Below are 17856 nucleotides of genomic sequence, written 5' to 3'. Positions count from 1 at the left end.
CGCTTTTAGAGATCTCAAACAGTTTCTAAGGGAGCAGTCCAAAAAATCACAAAATGTTCACACTTTCGTCCTTTTTTGGTTAAATTTATCCTGTATATTAAGAAGCATAGAGAAAGGAGCTAAGCTAACTTGTTAGCGAGGTTCATTCTCCTTAAAAATTGTAATAAGTTAACCCCCATTAATTTGTTACTTTTCATATTCATATTCCCCTCAGAATATTGATACAACAAGCCAAGGCTCCCCCAGCCTTGGCTTGTTTGATGCGTTCAATTTGGATTTGGCATGTGATAAGGTATTAATAACCCCCTTTAGGAAGTGAGTCAAACGAAGTACACACCGAAATACCAATCGCGCTTCAAAAAGCACTACCAGAACATGATCCGCGCCAATCGTTATTCAGAAGCAGAATTCAAAGCCGTTGAAAACGTCCTATTAAGCGGTGCCCATCCTGATGAGCGCTACGACGATCACGTGATTAAGAGCCGCAAGCCGCAGCGAGCCCTATTTATCAAGGGCAGCTGGCTGTTAATTTATGAATATCAAGATCATACGGTTCGCTTTTTAGATACCGGTCGTCACGGCGAAATTTGACGGCAAATCCATCGTTTTGTACTAAAATTAAAAGCAGCCATCAGATGAGTGGTCGGGCAATCATTTCCCGAATCATCTGATGGCTGCTTTTTGGGTCTGAATTAGTTAGTTGACGACGGTTCCTGTAGGGGCCTGAATAGCCGCCTATTCCATTTTTTGGTGTTAGGATAAAGTTATTATTGGTACGCCCAGACATCACTAACCCAGCTTGACCGTTGATAGGGGGGACGAAAATGGCTTCAATAATTTATTTAGTACTCATGAGTCTTCTTGCCGGCATTTTAACCGGAATTGTTGGCATGGCCGCCCTCACCCTTTACCCGGTGCTACTGTCAGTTGGGGTTCCACCAATTACCGCCAACGCCACAATCACCGTGGCCCAAGTGGGTGGCGGCATCGGGACCGTGTTGGCATCACTTCGGGAACTGCGGCATCACTGGCGCCAAGCCATTCAAATTGCCATTCTCAACACAATTGGTGGTGTCTTGGGAGCGACCATCCTGATTCATAGTTCGAATACCGGCTTTAAGAAGGTCGTTCCGGTATTTATCATGCTGGCTGGGGTCATGATCTTAACCCCAAGGCGTAAAAATCAGCAGCCTGTCAATAATACTTTGATCAGCTTTCTAAGTTGGCTGGGTGTTTTTCTGGTGGGAATCTATACCGGCTTTTTCGGTGCGGGGGCCGGGTTATTGATGATTGCGGTCCTTTCAAAAATCATTGATGATAAATACACCATCTACAATGCCATGCGCAACTTTGCGTCGTTTACTAATAACGTCGTGTCGGCCACCATGTTCATTTTGACGATTCCGATTGCCTGGGCGGTGATCATCCCCCTGCTCATCGGTCTGTTTACCGGCGGCTACATCGGACCAATTATTGTCCGATATATTCCGTCAAAGGTAATCAAAACGGCCGTTGGCATTTTTGCGATCGGATTAGCACTGGTTTTGGGGTACCAAGCTTATTTCTAACCATCAAGATTACTTATCAAAAAAGAGCGTCTCCCATTTTGCGGGGACGCTCCTTCTCGTTATTTCAAATTTATTTGCTTGATTATTCTAAACCCACCCGGGCAAAGATTTCATCCACGTGGCGAATATGATAGTGGTAATCAAATGCATCGGCAATTTGGTCTTCCGACAAGGCATCGGTAATTTTCTTGGTACCTTCAACCAAATCACGGAACTGAATACCCTCATCCCATGACTTCTTAGTTAATGGTTGAACCAGGTCATAGGCCTGTTCCCGGGTCATCCCGGAATCAATTAGCTTGAGCATCACCCGCTGGCTGTAAATCAACCCATAAGTGATTCCCATATTTTTCTTCATTCGTTCTGGGAAGACGGTGAGGCGTTCCAATATTCTGGAGAAGCGGTGCAGCATGTAGTCCAGTAAAATCAGCGTGTCGGGAATAATAATCCGTTCAGCTGATGAATGGGAAATATCCCGTTCGTGCCACAATGGCACGTCTTCATAGGCGGTAATCATGTGGCCGCGGACAACCCGAGCCAGTCCGCAAATATTTTCCGAACCAATCGGATTCTTCTTGTGGGGCATTGCTGAGGATCCCTTTTGACCGGCGTCAAAGTGTTCCTCAACTTCATGAATTTCCGAACGTTGTAAGCCGCGAATTTCGGTGGCAAACTCTTCCAAACTGGTGGCAATCAATGCCAAAGTTGAAATGTAGTCCGCGTGCAAGTCCCGTGGCAGAATTTGGCTGGTAATTTCCTGGGCGTGCAGCCCAAGGGAATCACAAACGTACTGTTCAACAAACGGTGGCACGTTGGCAAATGTCCCCACGGCTCCGGAAATTTGACCAGCTTCCAATTCTTTGGAAGCCGTGGCAAATCGGCGCTTATTACGGTTCATTTCGGAATACCACCGGGCTAATTTCAAACCAAAGGTCGTGGGTTCGGCTTGAACGCCGTGAGTACGGCCAATCATGACCGTATCCTTGTACTTCTTAGCCTGTTTGGCAATCACGTCGATAAAGTGGTCAATATCCTTTTTAATGATGGCGTTGGCCTGCTTGATGCGCACGCCGTATGCCGTATCAACAACGTCGGTACTGGTGACACCATAGTGGACCCACTTTTTCTCAGGTCCCAATGATTCGGAAACGTCCCGGGTAAACGCAACGATGTCGTGATGGGTGACGGCTTCAATTTCGGCAATCCGATCCTTATCAAAGGTCGCGTTCTTCTTAATCTTCTCAACGTCCTCGGCTGGGATCTTGCCAAGTTTGGACCAAGCCTCGTCAATGGCAATTTCAACTTTCAGCCAGGCAGCGTACTGATTATCAAGTGACCAAATATGGCTCATTTCTGGTAAAGAATATCTATCTATCATAATGGTTCCTTTCCACTAAATATTAACAACCCCATTTTATCATATTGTTCATGTTTTGGCCATATTCTTTCTATTATAGTGGCCTTTTGTTCGCTTTTAATTTTAAAGTCGAACGATTGAAATATCCCGGTTTAAAATCATTAACATTTTTGGTTGACATTCCCATGCAAGTTGGTAGAATTAAAAATGCTGGGTTGATTCCCAGCAATAAAATTTAGAGGTGTTCATATGTCATCTATTGTGGTTGTTGGAAGCCAATGGGGTGACGAAGGAAAGGGTAAGATTACCGATTTCTTCGGTCAAGACGCCGACATTACCGCTCGCTATCAAGGCGGCGACAATGCTGGTCACACCATTGTATTGAATGGCAAAAGTTATCATTTACAGCTGATTCCTTCCGGGATTTTTGATCAGGAAAAATACAGCGTAATTGGTAACGGCGTTGTCGTGAACCCAAAGTCATTGATCAGCGAAATTGATCAATTGAAGAAGGACGGAATCAGCACCGAAAACTTGCGGATTTCCAACCGGGCTCACGTCATCATGCCTTACCATATCCTTCTTGACGGATTGCAGGAACAGAAAAAGGATTCCAAGATTGGGACAACCAATAAGGGAATCGGTCCTGCATATATGGATAAGTACGAACGAATCGGAATTAGAATTGCTGATTTAATCGACAAGGACAGCTTCGAAGAAAAGCTTCGCAGCAACCTAAAGATTAAAAATGAACTATTAATCAAAATTTACGATGCGAAACCACTGGCATTTGAACCGATCTTCAATGAATACAAGGAATACGCTGATCGGATTCGCCCTTACGTAATCGACGCTTCCTATTTAATTAACAACGCATTGGATGACAACAAGCATGTTTTGTTTGAAGGTGCTCAGGGCGTGATGCTGGACGTTGACCACGGGACTTACCCGTTTGTTACATCATCCAACCCGACTGCAAGTGGTGCCGCTGTTGGTACTGGAATTGGTCCTAACCGGATTGATAACGTCATTGGTGTCTGCAAAGCCTACACATCCCGAGTTGGCGAAGGTCCTTTCCCAACTGAATTGAAGGATGCAACTGGTGACCACATTCGCGAGGTCGGTCATGAATACGGCGTCGTTACCAAGCGGCCCCGCCGAATCGGCTGGTTTGACAGTGTTGTCTTACGGCATTCGGCCCGCGTGTCCGGCTTCACCCATTTATCACTCAACTGTCTGGACATTTTGACCGGGATTAAGACCCTCAAAATCTGCACCGCTTACAAACTTGACGACAAAGAAATTGATGATTACCCGGCAACTTTGAAGGAACTCAACAAGTGCCAAGCCGTTTACGAAGAATTACCCGGCTGGGATGAAGATATCACCAAGGCAAAGACCCTGGCTGATCTTCCTGAAAACGCTCGGAACTACATCAAACGGATTTCAGAATTGGTTCACGTGCCGCTAGCCACCTTCTCGGTTGGCCCAGACCGTGAACAAACCAATGTGGTTGCCCAAGTTTGGAAGTAACAAAAAGCTGCAAGGCACGTTTTACTATGCTTACTAAAAGATAGTGTATAATAGTTAGGGATTGGCGTTCACTGTTGCCGATCCCAGTTCAAATCGCATCTGGGAACTTCTTGCGGTTTGGATCACTGACCCCGCTCATATTTCGGAGGTAAACTAATAATGGAAGTTTTTGATTACGAAGATATTCAACTGATCCCCAACAAATGTATCATCAAGAGTCGTTCTGACGCTGACACATCAATCAAATTTGGCCCCCGGACGTTCAAGATCCCGGTGGTTCCCGCCAACATGGAAACCGTGATTAATGACGACCTGGCTATCTGGCTGGCTCAAAACGGTTATTTCTATATTATGCACCGTTTCCAACCAGAAAAGCGTGAAGGCTTCATCAAGATGATGCACGAAAAGGATCTCTACGCATCAATCAGTGTCGGCATCAAAGACGATGAATACAAGTTCATCGATCAACTGGTTGCCGATAACCAAAAGCCGGAGTACATCACCATTGACGTTGCTCATGGTCATTCAGATTTTGTCATTCAGATGATTCACTACATTAAAGACAAGCTGCCCGACAGCTTCCTGATTGCCGGGAACCTTGGCACCCCGGAAGCCGTTCGGGAAATCGAAAACGCTGGTGCCGATGCTACTAAAATCGGCATTGGTCCGGGTAAAGCCTGCATCACCAAGCTCAAGACCGGTTTCGGAACTGGCGGTTGGCAATTAGCCGCCCTGCGTCTCTGCTCAAAGGCCGCTAGAAAGCCAATGATCGCTGACGGTGGCATTCGTTTCAACGGCGATATCGCCAAATCCGTTCGTTTCGGCGCTTCAATGGTCATGATTGGGTCTCTCTTGGCCGGTCACGAGCAATCTCCTGGTAACGTCATCAGTATTGATGGCAAGAAGTACAAACAATACTGGGGTTCCGCATCCGAAAAGCAAAAGGGTGCTTACCGTAACGTTGAGGGCCGCCAAATGTTGGTCCCTTACCGTGGTGAAATTTCCGATACCCTGTTTGAAATGCAGCAGGATCTTCAATCATCAATTTCGTATGCCGGTGGTAAAGAATTGAAAGATATTCGCACGGTCGACTATGTCGTTGTTAAAAACTCGATTATGAATGGTGACTAACCAAAATTAAACCGTAAACTAGCAATCAACTCCAACGGGTTGATTGCTTTTTTCTGTTCCAAGCAACGGCCAAATAATTAGTTGACCTCAAGTGCACTCGAAGTTGTACGATAACATTGTAGTTAATTTCTAAAAAGGAGTAACCAACATGAAATATCGTCAACTTGGTAAACAAGGACTGCGAGTCAGTGAACTGGCACTTGGAAGCTGGATGACCGACGTTAGTAATGCCGATAAACAGGACTTAGCCGACCAAAGCTTAAAGTTAGCGTTTGAAAAGGGTATCAATTTTTTTGACTGTGCCGACGCTTACAGCGGTGGTGCTGCCGAACGTTTCTTAGGTCGAGCCCTCAAGGAGTTCCCCAGAAAGGAAATCGTCCTTTCCAGTAAGGTCTACTTTCCAACTGGTCCGGGTGTGAACGACCGCGGCCTATCCCGCAAACACATCATGGAATCGATTGATCAATCCCTTACCAACCTGCAGACTGACTATCTCGATTTATACTTCTGCCATCGATTTGACCCCAACACGCCATTGGAAGAAACCCTCACCGCGTTAAGTGATTTGGTCGATCAGGGCAAGATTCTCTATTACGGTGTCAGTGAGTGGCGACCGGTCCAAATCTTGGAAGCCCAATTAGTGATCCAAAAGCTTGGTCTGCACCCGCTGTCAGTTGTTCAACCCCAATATAATATGTTTGACCGGTACATTGAGCATGAATTGATGGACGTTTGCGGCAAATACGGTTTAGGCATCGTGCCCTTCTCGCCCCTGTCACAGGGCCTGCTAACCGGCAAATATCGCAAGGGCCAACCAATTCCGGCTGGTTCACGGGCAACCTATCAGGATCAAATCCAGGCACTGTTAACCGACGACAATCTTGATAAGGTGGAAGCCCTCATTAAGATGGCCGCCGAACTGGATACCGATTTGGCAACCTTTGCATTGGCTTGGGACTTACGTGATCCCCGGATCAGCAGTTTGATTACGGGTGCCAGCAAGCCTTCCCAACTGAAGAACAATTTGAAAGCCATCGATTTAACCATCCCCGATGATTATTTCGAACGCGTTGATCAACTATTCCACTTCAAAAAATTTGAAAGAAAAATTGGGTGATCTGATCACCTATCTTCCACAAAGGGCGTCTCAAACTGTGTGAACCGCACAGTAGAGACGCCCTTTTCGTGGCGATCAATCAATTTAATTATGCACCATATCCAAAACGGCGCCATTGGGATCAATTTCAAAACGCAAAATGACCTGCTTGCTGGCGGTTAACGGCAATCCATCGATATAGACTTCCCGGTGGGTGTCTTCGTGGAGTCGTTTGAAGCCCCCAACCTTAATGGCGGCATTCAGGCGCGCGGCTGCCTTACCATCGGCGGTCACCGGCCCGTTTGAAATTGTCTGAATTTCAATGCCTTCAGCAAGATGTTCAAAGTGAATCTGGTCGGCAGAAATATCGCCGAGATCGGTCTTCTTAATTGCCGCGTTAAACGCCGCCTCGTCAATAAACAACGGCTGCTTAATCCAAATCTTGAAGTCCTCGCCATCTCCTGCCGGCTGCCAGACCGCTTGCACAGGATACGGAACATACCCCTTGAAGTTTTTGACCGGAATGTCGGTTTCCGGTCCCCCACTGATCGTTTTGGCAACCGCGGCTGCTGCCCGGGCCAGCGAGAGAAACGATTCATCAGCGGTGTGATCCGTGGCATGGCCGGTTGCCGTGATATAACTGCGCTCCGTTAAATCAACAAAGCTCGGTGTCTCGCCGCGACTGTACTCGTCCGGCTCAAATGTTTCCCAATTAAACATCATTAACTCCCCCTTTTACTTGAACGTGACCTAATTTGATGTCAATATAGGCTCAAATCATGTCAAAAGCAACTAAATCGTTTGCGGTTCATGCGCTGGTGATTGACGATTTCAACGAATTATTGTAAGCTAAGTTAACAAAAGTATAAGAATATATAATATTCGTCAAAGAAAAGCTTTTATTTCGGCTTAAAAGGTGTAAACTAACGGGTGTTTATTATTTCCAAATTTCCAAACCAAACGGGAATCGAAAGGAGCAGGAATCTTGCTAAAATCGCAAAGGGGCGAATTTCCTACATTGCAGTCCTCGGGGCTGTCTTTTTTATGGCAATTCAGGTAGTCGCCACTCTGAATTTACCCAGTCTAACCTCTGACATTGTTAACAACGGGGTCGCGACTGGTGACATTGGGTACATCTGGAAGGTCGGCTTTAAGATGGTCGGCTTCTCGCTAATTAGTATCTTAGCGGCCATCTGTAACGTCTTTTTGGCGTCGACAACCTCCCAGACACTGGGTAAAAATCTTCGAAGCGACATCTATCGGAAAGTCATTAACTTTTCAAATGACGAGTACGATCAGATCGAAACTTCTTCATTGATTACCCGGACCACCAATGACGTGGTCCAGATTCAAAACGTCGGCATTATTATGTTACGAATGATGCTGATGGCGCCAATCATGTTAATCGGGGCCAGCTTTTTGGCCTACACCAAGGACCACCAGCTCACGACCGTCTTTCTGATTGTCTTACCAGTCATGGCGTTATTTATCGGGTTTCTTCTCTACTTTGCCGTGCCAATGTTTCGGGCTATGCAGACCAAGACCGATAAAATTAACCGAATCTTTCGTGAGGGACTGACCGGTGTCCGGGTAATTCGGGCTTTCCGGCAGGACCAATTTGAACAGGACCGTTTTGAAGATGCCAATAAGGATTACACGCAAAACGCGATTAACGTCAACGTCCTAATGGCGCTGGCTTTCCCAGTCATGACCATGATTATGAGCGGGACCAACATCGCGATTATTTGGTTTGGGGCTAAACTCATTGGGGCTCAATCCATGCAGGTCGGCAATCTGATTGCGTTTATGACTTATGCCATGCAAATTCTCATGAGTTTCATGATGCTGTCAATGGTCTTCATCTTCATCCCCCGGGCCCAGGCATCTGCCAAACGAATTCAAGAAGTTCTGAATCTGCACTCAACATTAAAGGTCAAGGAAAACCCGGCGACCTTCAATCCAGACGCGCCGACACATTCCTTGAAATTCGATCACGTCACCTATCGCTATCGCAACGCCGAAATGCCAGCCTTAACCGACATTGACTTTGAAGCTCATAGTGGCCAGACCGTCGCGATCATTGGCGGTACCGGATCTGGGAAGACGTCGCTGATCAACCTGATTCCACGGTTCTACGACGTTGAATCCGGCAAGGTTGAACTTGACGGGATTAACGTCAATGATATGGCTCTGGATAAGCTCCACGAAGCCGTTTCACTCGTGCCGCAAAAGGCGACCCTATTTACGGGAACCCTTCGTGACAACATGAAGTATGGCAAGGATGACGCCACCGATGACGAGATTTGGCACGCCTTGGACATTGCCCGGGCGCGGGACTTCGTTGAAGCCGATCCCGCCGGCCTCGATCTCCACGTTGAACAGGGTGGCGGCAACTTTTCCGGCGGCCAGCGCCAACGATTAGCCATTGCCAGAGCACTGGTCAAGCAGTCGGCCGTCTATATCTTTGACGATTCATTCTCAGCACTTGACTTTAAAACCGATGCTGAATTACGGGCCGAATTGCGCCAAGATGCCCACATTCAACAAAGCATCACGGTCATCGTTGCCCAACGAATCGCCACGGTTGCTGACGCTGACCTGATTTTAGTACTGGACAACGGGAAATTAGTTGGTAAGGGCACGCATGATGAGCTCCGCAAGACCAACAAGGTTTATCAAGAAATTATCAACTCACAAATTCGAAAGGAGGATGACAAGTAATGGCAAAGGAAAATGACGCTTCATCGGCGGATACCAACAACACCAATCAGCCACGCCCAATGGGTGGCGGCGGTCGGGGCGGTCCCCGTGGCGTGGTTGAAAAGCCGAAAAACTTCTGGAAAACCACTAACCGGCTGATGCGCTACATGTCGGATCGAATTATCGGTCTGATTTTGGTACTGATCTTTGCGATTACCAGTGTGATCTTCCAAATCCGGACGCCTAAAATTCTTGGCCAGGCGACCACCGAAATTTATAAGGGCGTCATGAAGGGGGCCGCCGAACAAAAGGCCGGCTTCAACCTCGGTAATCTGCCGATTAACTTTGATAAAATCGTTCACATCATCATTATTGTGGCGATTATGTATTTAGCATCGGCAATTTTCAGTTACGCCCAGCAGTACATTATGACGTTGATTTCACAACGAACCGTTTACAAACTGCGGCGTCAAATGAAGCAGAAAATGCGGCTAGTACCGATTCGCTACTACGACACCCACAGTAACGGCGATATCATGAGCCGGGCGGTCAATGATATGGATAACATTGCCAGCACTCTCCAGCAGAGTTTGACCCAGGCGGTTACCAGCTTGGTCACCTTTGTCGGAACGTTGTGGATGATGTTTTCAATCAGCTGGAAGCTGACGCTGATTGCATTCGTCACGATTCCGCTGAGTTTAATTGTCGTCGGCATCGTTGCCCCAAGATCCCAGAAGTTCTTTGCGGCCCAGCAGAAGAGCCTTGGCCTATTAAATAACCAGGTTGAGGAAAACTATGCCGGCCAAAACGTCCTCAAGAGTTTCAATAAGGAAAAGGACACCATCGCCAAGTTTGAAGTTCAAAATGAAAAGTATTATCAGTCCGCGTGGAAGGCCCAGTTCATTTCTGGCATTATCATGCCACTGATGATCTTTATGAACAACATTGGCTACGTGTTCGTTGCCATCATTGGGGGAATTCAGGTTGCTCACGGCAACATCACCCTGGGTAACGTGCAGGCTTTTCTGCAGTACACCAACCAGTTCTCTCAACCAATTTCTCAGTTAGCCAACCTGATGAACACCATTCAGTCAACGATTGCGTCAGCTGAACGGGTCTTTGCCGTCATTGACGAGGAAGAAATGAAGGATACTAAGAAGAATCGGCCAGTGGAGAAAGATTCCGACAACATCGTTGCCCTCGAACACGTCCAATTCGGCTACGAGAACGAAGACCTGTTAATGACCGATTACAACCTGGCTGTTAAACCAGGCCAACAGGTGGCCATCGTTGGTCCGACCGGTGCCGGGAAAACCACGATTATTAATTTGCTGGAACGATTCTACGACGTTTCTGGGGGCGCCATTCGCGTTAAAGGCGTCGACACCCGCGACATTGATCGTGAAGAACTTCGCTCGCATTTCGCAATGGTTCTCCAGGACACCTGGCTGTTTACCGGAACGATCTACGATAACATTAAGTACGGTCGTGAAGACGCGACCCACGATGAGATCATCGAAGCCGCTAAGGCCGCTCACGTGGATGAGTTCGTTCGAAAGCTACCGAACGGCTACGACACTGTCTTAAACGAAGCGGCCTCCAATATTTCTCAGGGACAGCGGCAGCTGCTCACGATTGCCCGGGCGTTTGTTGCCAATCCAGAAATTTTGATTTTGGATGAGGCGACAAGTTCCGTTGATACCCGGACCGAAGTTCAGATTCAGCACGCCATGAGCGAACTGTTGAAGAACCGGACCAGTTTCGTGGTGGCTCACCGGCTTTCTACGATTCAAAATGCCGATAACATTATTGTGATGAACCACGGATCAGTGGTCGAAACCGGGACCCACAACGAGTTGTTGGCTAAGAACGGCTTCTATGCCGACCTGTACAATAGTCAGTTCTCAGACAATGTGTCATTTAATTAGGAGGCGCCACGAAAATGAAAAAGTTAGTTAAAATTGGAATGGCTGCCGCCCTGCTGGTTTTGGGACTGGCTGGCTGCGGCCGGCCAAATCTGGCGGTCGACCACCATCATTTGAATCCGGATGGTCTCGGCGTTGTCATTAAGGGTCAAAGCAAGCATCAATCAGTCAGCTACCAAGTCGATAACGGCAAAAAGCAGACTGAAAAGACCCACAACGGCACCTTTGCCCTCACCGTTCCTGCAAAGACAACCACCCAAAAAGTCGTTTTCACGGCCGGGGGGACCAAAAAAGCCGTCACGGTTGGCAAAGCCCAGTCAATTATCACCTACCCAAAGCTCCAGCAAAAGTATAATCAGGCGATCACGGCGATGGCGTTATCTCAATCTGACCGCCAAAAAGCCGTTACCATGCAAAAGCAAGCGGCCGCACTCAAGCAACAGCAACAACAATTGGTCGCAAAAATTACGGCTGACAAGAAAAAGCTTGCTGCTGGAGACACCAGCGCAGCCGCCGATTTAAAGGCCCAAGCGGCCAAGGGGGCCCAGTTAAAAGCTCAGGGCAAGAAGCTGCAAGCGGCCGGTGCCAGCGTTCAGGCAGCTATGAAACGGGCCAAGAGCAAGGTCAGCGACCAGCTGCTTCCAGCAAACGGCAAACCCGGCGTCCACAATTTAGTCACCACCAAGGACGTCACAATCCGAACCAATTTGGATCACAACCAGGTGGTCGGCGTTGCCCTTATGGTGCCGGTTTCCGCAATGAAGAATAAGCAACAGGCCAAGAAGTTCATCACCTCCTTCTCAGTTCTGGCCGACAGTGCAGGCGCTAACGCTAAGAAAATTATGAAGGACTTTCAGAAACAGGCCAAATCAAGTAAAACCAGCCAAACGACGAACAAAACGCTCCGTTCAAATGGCATTAGTTTCCAGATTGGCTATTCAGCGACAACGTTATATATCTATATGACCAAAAAGTAGCTGGTAATTCATCAATCGCGGGGTTGAGACAAGGGTATCGATTGTCTCAATCCTTTTCTTGTATATTCGGATATGCCATTGTCAAAGCAGGCGACCAATCCCGGTTGGCAGCCATCTGCGGCCACCTACCACGAAACTAACTCCTGTCCCCTACTGGTTAACCGGCCGGTGCGCTTAACGGATAGCTGCGAATCAACTCACTAAATTTCGACAAAAAAATCGGCCACCACATCACTGTGATGAACCGATTTTTTATTGACTGAATTTAAACTGGATTAAGTTAAATCTTAGTACCAGCCATTTGCTTGCCAGAATGACTTGGCAGCTGACCATGAGCCGTAACGGCTTGAAACGTACTGGTTAGCAACCTTTTCCTGGTTAGCAGCTGAATAGTCACCGTTAAGGTATGAAGCACTCAATTGGTACTTACCAACGTATTGACCGTTCCGTGCTGAGTATGAACCACCTGATTCATGAGAAGCGATCCAAGCTTTTGCTGAACCACCGTCTGATGCACCAGTTGATGCAGTTGAATAATTAGCATTGCTGTTGCTGCTAGTGTTTGTGTTAGCAGTTGTACTTGCGTAATTATTAGTTGATTGTTGTGCTTGGCTGTATTGTGGTTGAGTATATGATGATTGAGTCGTTGTAGTCTGTTGTGCTGGTTGCTGGGTTGATGTTGCTTGACTAGTTTGACTGCCATCAGGGATGTTCAACTGTTCGCCAACAACGATCACATTTGAACTGTTCAAGTTGTTTGCTTGGTTAATTGCATCGATGGAAACATTGTACTTCTGCGAGAGACCCCAAACGGTATCGCCTGATTGAACTGTCACAACAGTTGAAGCTGATGCATACGAGAAACCTGCGAAGAAAATACCAACAGCTGCTGCTGAAGTTGCGAGAATCATAGAGAATACTTTTTTCAAAATTACACACTCCTATAGAATACTTGTGTCTGTGTCTAGAATTTGCTGACCTCATCGATCAACAATGCATAGTTTATCCTTACGGTGTAACAACGGTGTAACAAACAAATAACACGCGTATTAAGCTTAACCAGCCGTGTGTAAATAATGTAATGGTTCGGTAATCTTTGTTAAATGCTCATTTATCGAGAATTGCCTCAACGGTCATCTCATCATAATCGTAACGCTTTCTTGATTTTGGCTTATGTTTCATTTCTCATCGTTCTCTCGGTAATCCGGGGGTGAAATTTTGTGTTTTTTGCGAAAAATCGGGCTAAATTTTGAAAATTAGCACAAAAAAAGCGGCTTTTCAGCCGTTTTTTATCAAAATAACGTCATATCTTTTAAGCATTTAGGCCCAAATTCTGGCAAAATTACGATTCAAGCCGCCGAATACCATAGAATTCTTCTGGATAATAGATTTTACCGCTCTTGTTAAACAGGCTGCCGTCAGCCAATGGTTTAATCAGATTGGCACTGATATCAACCGGCATTGTTGAGAAGATGTTGAAGTTTTCCGCCGCAACGTATCCCAGTTCATAGAAGAAGTCGGTATTATCAACCGCACTCACCGCTTCAAAGCCAGCCAGCTGGGCGCGGCTCTCAAGCTCGTAGATCAGTCCCTGACCAACGCCTTGATGCCGATACTTCTCGGGAACGGCGACTTCAACAATTGACACGATCTTGTGACGATGGTTAACTGAACGGATAGTGACTGGAATCATCAGGGCGTGCCCAATGATTTCATGGTGGTCCTTGGCAACCACTTCAAAGTTTTCGTGGAAATCATCATAAAACCGAAGCCGGTCAACCATGTCCACTTCATCACCATCACTGTTAGTCTCCTGATTGGCGTAACTTTCCGCAATGACTTTCCGAATGGCTGAATAGTCGTCCTTCTGTGCGGTTTCAACTGAAAAATTTGCTTTAATTTCAAAAACCTCCTATATAATAGAACTAACGTCTGTTCACCAGACAAAGTTCCTGCCCAAAATCCATCATCACATTTGAGATGCTTTGATAACATTATAAGGGACAATCGCATTAAAAAACAATGAGAAAGTTGGATAAATATGTCAACGAAAGTCAAATTAGCCATTCTTTGGCTCATTATTTACATCATTTTCGCCGTCGGTGCCCTTTATCTGGGAGTTCTCGCCCCAGCCAAAATCGGCATCACTTGGAGCATCTTTTGGTACATCGCCGCGGCCTTGATTGCCTATTACCTGTGGTTTAAAAATGTCGTGTATCAACGCGTCATGTACTATGCCCGGGCTTTGAAGCTCAGTCAGTCTGATTTACGAGCACTGATTCCCAACCTCAAGCAAAGCCAGGTTGTCCCGGATCCGAATCGCAAAAATTACTTTGCCCCAATCTTCAACTTTCCCCTCCAAGGGTTGGACATCCTCGACAAAAAGTTACGCCAACAGGCTTCCGAGCGGCAGATTCCGCCATTCAAATAGTGTCTAAAATAGCAGAGGCCGGGACAAAACTCAAAATTTTGTCCCGGCCTCACAGTTTATCCGAATGTTACCTAGCTGAATCATGGGCCAGAAAGCAGCTTCCGGCCGTATAAGGGGATTATCCAAATATCCAAGCCCAGGATATTCGGATAATCCCCTTATACTCTCAGTTTAGGAGGTATGTCCCACACTCTGCTATATTTTATAAATCACCATTTATTGAACTTCGGCTAACTTTTTGTCGAAGTAGGCCGCCAACTTGGCTTTCGGAAAAATACCGCTCACTTTCTCAGCGGCCCGGCCATTTTTAAAAATGACGAGGCTGGGCACGCTCATCACGTGGTAGCGTTCCGCAATTTCCTGATTGCCATCAACGTTCATCCGCCCGAAATGAATCCGATCACCATAGCTCTTTTCCAAATCTTCAAGAATCGGATCCAAGATCTTGCAGGGGCCGCACCACGGCGCCCAGAAATCGATGATGGTTAATGCATTGGCGGTTTCGGCAGTTAAGTTATCCTTCGTTATCTCGACGCTCATCTGTAGCCCTCCGATTTTTGCGAACGTAATGAATAATCAGCGTAATAATGACAGCGACGATCACAACGACCCCGAATAACGGGGCTGGGATCTCGATATCAATCATTGGAATCGACAGTAACAGCTTAATCGCAATAATGCCGATTAATACGTAAGCCATTGGCTGAAGTTCGGGGATCTTGCCCATTAACTTCATAATCACTTCAGCAACCCCCCGCATGGCGAGGATGCCAATCATCCCCCCAATTAAGACGATCACCGGGTTCGGCGAAATGGCCAAAGATGCCAGTACTGAGTCGACGGAGAAAACCACATCCATGAACTCAATTTGAATGACCACTGACCAAAACAGAGATCGCCCCCGCTTATTTTGGCTGGCAAGCTTGTGGGTTCGAACAACCCGCGTCTTTCTGAAGAAGCTGTACACCAGGTACAGTAGGTATGCAGACCCAATGACTTTAATTTCCCAAAAATGAATTAGGTAGGTGCCCAGGCCGATGATTAAAAATCGGAATAAGTAGGCGCCCCATAAGCCGTAAAACAGTGACTTTTCCCGCTGAATTTTCGTTGGCAGCGCCTGGGTTTGCGCCGCAAGGACGACGGCATTATCAACTGAAAGCAAACACTCAATCGTTACCAGCGACAAAATAATCAGCCAGTCACCGCCACTGGTAATGACGGTGCTCCAATTATGTGGATCAAAAAACGGACCATATAGGTCAGATACCCAATTCAACAATTTTAGCAAGACCTCCCAGATTAGTGGCCACCATCCGCCCCTTGATTCTCAAAACCGCTTATGGTGACCGTCTCGACGAAGCGGCATCCCATCACCATTAAAATCGGAATGGTACCACCGTCATTTTTCTCTGTACATTACCATATATTATTTTTAATCCAAGAGCAATAGGCAGGCATCAACTAATCGTCGTTGAGCGCTTTCAAATCGTATTTTCCCAGATGATATTTCACGATCAGCCGATTAAGTTTCGCCGCGTAATGCGGATCAGTCGCGTACCCATTTTCCTGAAGCAGGCGCGTGGTCGTTCGGTAACTCAGAAGATTGGTTCGCCGCACAAATTTACGGTGAACCAACCGGTTGTGATCGATGATCGCTGCGGCAACGCTGGGATACTTTCTGAATTGTGCCAAAACGCGAACTGATTTGCCATTTTCAACCTCCCGCGTATAAAACGTGACCGATTGGCCCTGATAGGTCCCCTTGACGCCAAAGGGATTATGGGCCTCGGAATAAAGATCTGACGTACCGAATTGTGACTCCAAAGCTGCTTGGGCGATCACCACACTGGGTAAAATTTGCCGGTTGCGCTGAAAGTTGCGAACGGCTGGAACCGCGATTGACCGAATAAAGGCATCCTTCTGTTTAATTGTCACGTGGACGCCGCCAGTTTGGGTCACCTCGGGGATTGCCCGCTTAGGCGTGGCCATGTTTCGCTGATGCCGAATTGTCAGGCCCGCCCCGATGACAATAACCGTCACCAATAGTAACAGGCTCGTCCAGCCGATTTTCTTCCACAAAGTTCACTCATCTCACTTAATTGAATTCCTGAAACGTCACTTCATTGGCAACGTCAAAGAAGATGGGTTCAGTCCGTTGAATCATATCGTCAGTCAGTTGGATCTTAACCACCGACTTTGCGTGGTACGGCTGGTAATAATAATTCCGGCTTTCGCACGCCACCGCTGCCCGGTACACCGAGTACGTTGGCTGGTGAGCTGAACTCTTGGGAACGTTGACCGAATCTAACAAATGCCAGCAGTTATCAAACGCTGCCGTCTCGTCATCAGGGAGGTCAATGCGCTCCTTTAAGTAGGCTGCCCGGATAAACCGGGATCCTGGCGAATACGATCCCGGCGGAATTGACTTACCGGAAACGTTGCCGGTCGTCACCCGCGGCGCATTCAGCGGCACCGTCCCATTTTCAAAAGCGGGGGTAAATTCCAAATACTTCTCGAGGCGGTTAATCTGGCGGTCAAAGTGATTGCTGTTGGTGAGAACCCCCAGGGGATTTTCAATGATTTCAATCGGCTGGGTTACCGGTTCAACCACCACAATTCGGCCGGTGGGGTCGCACGCCGCAAAGTGGAGTTCACTGTGCCCGTACTTCAATAAGCTATGAGTATCAGCCATCAGCTCAATATTTTCGATGTCATCGATAATTTCTTGGACCGAACGGTAGTTGGCAAGCAAATGAAAGGAAAGTTCAAACGGCGCTAAGTGCATCTTTCCGGGTGTCGGCTCTTCGACCAACTGGCTGCCATTGGTAAAGGTTAACTTCTGAACCGCCAGGCCGAATTCATTCACCCCGTCAGAGGCATCGATTCGCTGGCCGTGTTTTCCGCCGGAGCCCAGCAGCGCGTATTTCGTCACGTATTCCTGATTATCGAAAACGGATCGCCATTGGTAATGGCGGGGCGCAAAAAATGGCTTGGCACCGAGTCGCGGCCAGTCCATTGTCCGGGCAAGCACGTGGCTGCCGTCAATCTGACCAATTTGTAAAATGCTGGTACACACGAGACTTCACCTCTTCTATCTTCATTAAATCGTTTAGTTTCCATTATAATTGAGCTGCACGG

17 protein-coding genes are annotated in these 17856 nt (G+C 47.2%); 9 read left to right on the top strand and 8 right to left on the bottom strand.

The window, feature by feature from the left end; genetic code table 11:
* Positions 1–315: 315 nt before the first annotated feature.
* Both FD47_RS06820 and FD47_RS06815 read left to right on the top strand, forming a co-directional pair.
* Positions 316–591: a type II toxin-antitoxin system mRNA interferase toxin, RelE/StbE family gene (locus FD47_RS06820; RefSeq protein WP_225352820.1), complete on the top strand. Its 276-nt coding sequence runs from the start codon at positions 316–318 to the stop codon at positions 589–591.
* Positions 592–824: 233 nt separating this feature from the next.
* Positions 825–1568 (top strand): sulfite exporter TauE/SafE family protein, encoded by a 744-nt coding sequence (locus FD47_RS06815; protein WP_056980325.1) that lies wholly within the window; start codon positions 825–827, stop codon positions 1566–1568.
* 82 nt (positions 1569–1650) lie between these two features.
* On the opposite strand, the gene purB is transcribed toward FD47_RS06815, so the two are convergent.
* The gene (gene purB, locus FD47_RS06810; protein ID WP_008211199.1) at positions 1651–2946 is read right to left on the bottom strand and encodes an adenylosuccinate lyase; all 1296 of its coding nucleotides are present in this window, start codon (positions 2944–2946) and stop codon (positions 1651–1653) included.
* Positions 2947–3174: 228 nt separating this feature from the next.
* Between purB and FD47_RS06805 the strand changes: the two genes are divergently transcribed.
* The 3 genes from FD47_RS06805 (at position 3175) to FD47_RS06795 (ending at position 6706) form a co-directional block, all read left to right on the top strand.
* Entirely contained in the window at positions 3175–4458 is a 1284-nt protein-coding gene (locus tag FD47_RS06805) for an adenylosuccinate synthase (protein ID WP_054734162.1), read from the top strand.
* A 159-nt stretch (positions 4459–4617) separates the two neighbouring features.
* Positions 4618–5589: a GMP reductase gene (locus FD47_RS06800; protein WP_008211196.1), complete on the top strand. Its 972-nt coding sequence runs from the start codon at positions 4618–4620 to the stop codon at positions 5587–5589.
* Between the two features lie 148 nt (positions 5590–5737).
* Positions 5738–6706 (top strand): aldo/keto reductase family protein, encoded by a 969-nt coding sequence (locus FD47_RS06795; protein WP_054734160.1) that lies wholly within the window; start codon positions 5738–5740, stop codon positions 6704–6706.
* A gap of 84 nt (positions 6707–6790) precedes the next feature.
* Here FD47_RS06795 and FD47_RS06790 read toward each other — a convergent pair whose 3' ends face one another.
* Positions 6791–7405 carry a hypothetical protein gene (locus tag FD47_RS06790; protein WP_056980323.1) on the bottom strand — a complete coding sequence of 205 codons (615 nt, stop codon included), beginning with the start codon at positions 7403–7405 and terminating at the stop codon, positions 6791–6793.
* 324 nt (positions 7406–7729) lie between these two features.
* On the opposite strand from FD47_RS06790, the gene FD47_RS06785 reads away from it, so the two are divergent.
* Genes FD47_RS06785 through FD47_RS06775 form a run of 3 tightly spaced genes read left to right on the top strand, consistent with a single transcriptional unit; the run spans position 7730 to position 12287 of the window.
* A complete protein-coding gene (locus FD47_RS06785; protein WP_054734170.1) occupies positions 7730–9406 on the top strand; it encodes an ABC transporter ATP-binding protein in 1677 nt (558 codons plus the stop codon).
* Positions 9406–11313, top strand: coding sequence for an ABC transporter ATP-binding protein (locus FD47_RS06780; protein WP_404820075.1), 1908 nt, complete (start codon positions 9406–9408; stop codon positions 11311–11313). Before FD47_RS06785 ends, FD47_RS06780 begins: the two co-directional genes overlap by 1 nt.
* Before the next feature lie 14 nt (positions 11314–11327).
* A complete protein-coding gene (locus tag FD47_RS06775) occupies positions 11328–12287 on the top strand; it encodes a hypothetical protein (protein WP_056980321.1) in 960 nt (319 codons plus the stop codon).
* A 287-nt stretch (positions 12288–12574) separates the two neighbouring features.
* Here FD47_RS06775 and apf read toward each other — a convergent pair whose 3' ends face one another.
* Together apf and FD47_RS06765 are read right to left on the bottom strand one after the other, a co-directional pair.
* On the bottom strand, positions 12575–13198 hold the full coding sequence (gene apf, locus FD47_RS06770; RefSeq protein ID WP_054734156.1) for an aggregation-promoting factor: 624 nt from the start codon (positions 13196–13198) through the stop codon (positions 12575–12577).
* Between the two features lie 431 nt (positions 13199–13629).
* Positions 13630–14187 (bottom strand): GNAT family N-acetyltransferase, encoded by a 558-nt coding sequence (locus tag FD47_RS06765; RefSeq protein ID WP_056980319.1) that lies wholly within the window; start codon positions 14185–14187, stop codon positions 13630–13632.
* A 141-nt stretch (positions 14188–14328) separates the two neighbouring features.
* Between FD47_RS06765 and FD47_RS06760 the strand changes: the two genes are divergently transcribed.
* Positions 14329–14718: a hypothetical protein gene (locus tag FD47_RS06760; RefSeq protein ID WP_054734151.1), complete on the top strand. Its 390-nt coding sequence runs from the start codon at positions 14329–14331 to the stop codon at positions 14716–14718.
* Between the two features lie 216 nt (positions 14719–14934).
* On the opposite strand, the gene trxA is transcribed toward FD47_RS06760, so the two are convergent.
* The 4 genes from trxA to FD47_RS06740 all read right to left on the bottom strand — a co-directional run bounded on the left by trxA (position 14935) and on the right by FD47_RS06740 (position 17794).
* Entirely contained in the window at positions 14935–15258 is a 324-nt protein-coding gene (trxA, locus tag FD47_RS06755) for a thioredoxin (protein ID WP_056980317.1), read from the bottom strand.
* Entirely contained in the window at positions 15233–15994 is a 762-nt protein-coding gene (locus FD47_RS06750; RefSeq protein WP_054734165.1) for a TerC family protein, read from the bottom strand. The genes trxA and FD47_RS06750 overlap by 26 nt, the downstream gene beginning before the upstream one ends.
* Positions 15995–16179: 185 nt before the next feature.
* Entirely contained in the window at positions 16180–16797 is a 618-nt protein-coding gene (locus FD47_RS06745) for a glycoside hydrolase family 73 protein (RefSeq protein WP_056980315.1), read from the bottom strand.
* A 16-nt stretch (positions 16798–16813) separates the two neighbouring features.
* The gene (locus FD47_RS06740; protein WP_054734148.1) at positions 16814–17794 is read right to left on the bottom strand and encodes a linear amide C-N hydrolase; all 981 of its coding nucleotides are present in this window, start codon (positions 17792–17794) and stop codon (positions 16814–16816) included.
* Positions 17795–17856 lie beyond the last annotated feature (62 nt).

The organism is Lentilactobacillus parafarraginis DSM 18390 = JCM 14109, assembly GCF_001435895.1.
GTDB lineage: Bacteria > Bacillota > Bacilli > Lactobacillales > Lactobacillaceae > Lentilactobacillus > Lentilactobacillus parafarraginis.
Note: the sequence above shows the minus strand (reverse complement) of the source record. Positions and strands in the feature narration are given on the sequence as shown.

What these genes read in the sequence shown, in the direction of transcription:
- FD47_RS06815 (WP_056980325.1), top strand. Translation starts at nt 825, where the DNA reads ATGGCTTCAATAATTTATTTAGTACTCATGAGTCTTCTTGCCGGCATT.
- purB (WP_008211199.1), bottom strand. Translation starts at nt 2,946, where the DNA reads ATGATAGATAGATATTCTTTACCAGAAATGAGCCATATTTGGTCACTT.
- FD47_RS06805 (WP_054734162.1), top strand. Translation starts at nt 3,175, where the DNA reads ATGTCATCTATTGTGGTTGTTGGAAGCCAATGGGGTGACGAAGGAAAG.
- FD47_RS06800 (WP_008211196.1), top strand. Translation starts at nt 4,618, where the DNA reads ATGGAAGTTTTTGATTACGAAGATATTCAACTGATCCCCAACAAATGT.
- FD47_RS06795 (WP_054734160.1), top strand. Translation starts at nt 5,738, where the DNA reads ATGAAATATCGTCAACTTGGTAAACAAGGACTGCGAGTCAGTGAACTG.
- FD47_RS06790 (WP_056980323.1), bottom strand. Translation starts at nt 7,405, where the DNA reads ATGTTTAATTGGGAAACATTTGAGCCGGACGAGTACAGTCGCGGCGAG.
- FD47_RS06785 (WP_054734170.1), top strand. Translation starts at nt 7,730, where the DNA reads ATGGCAATTCAGGTAGTCGCCACTCTGAATTTACCCAGTCTAACCTCT.
- FD47_RS06780 (WP_404820075.1), top strand. Translation starts at nt 9,406, where the DNA reads ATGGCAAAGGAAAATGACGCTTCATCGGCGGATACCAACAACACCAAT.
- FD47_RS06775 (WP_056980321.1), top strand. Translation starts at nt 11,328, where the DNA reads ATGAAAAAGTTAGTTAAAATTGGAATGGCTGCCGCCCTGCTGGTTTTG.
- apf (WP_054734156.1), bottom strand. Translation starts at nt 13,198, where the DNA reads ATGATTCTCGCAACTTCAGCAGCAGCTGTTGGTATTTTCTTCGCAGGT.
- FD47_RS06760 (WP_054734151.1), top strand. Translation starts at nt 14,329, where the DNA reads ATGTCAACGAAAGTCAAATTAGCCATTCTTTGGCTCATTATTTACATC.
- trxA (WP_056980317.1), bottom strand. Translation starts at nt 15,258, where the DNA reads ATGAGCGTCGAGATAACGAAGGATAACTTAACTGCCGAAACCGCCAAT.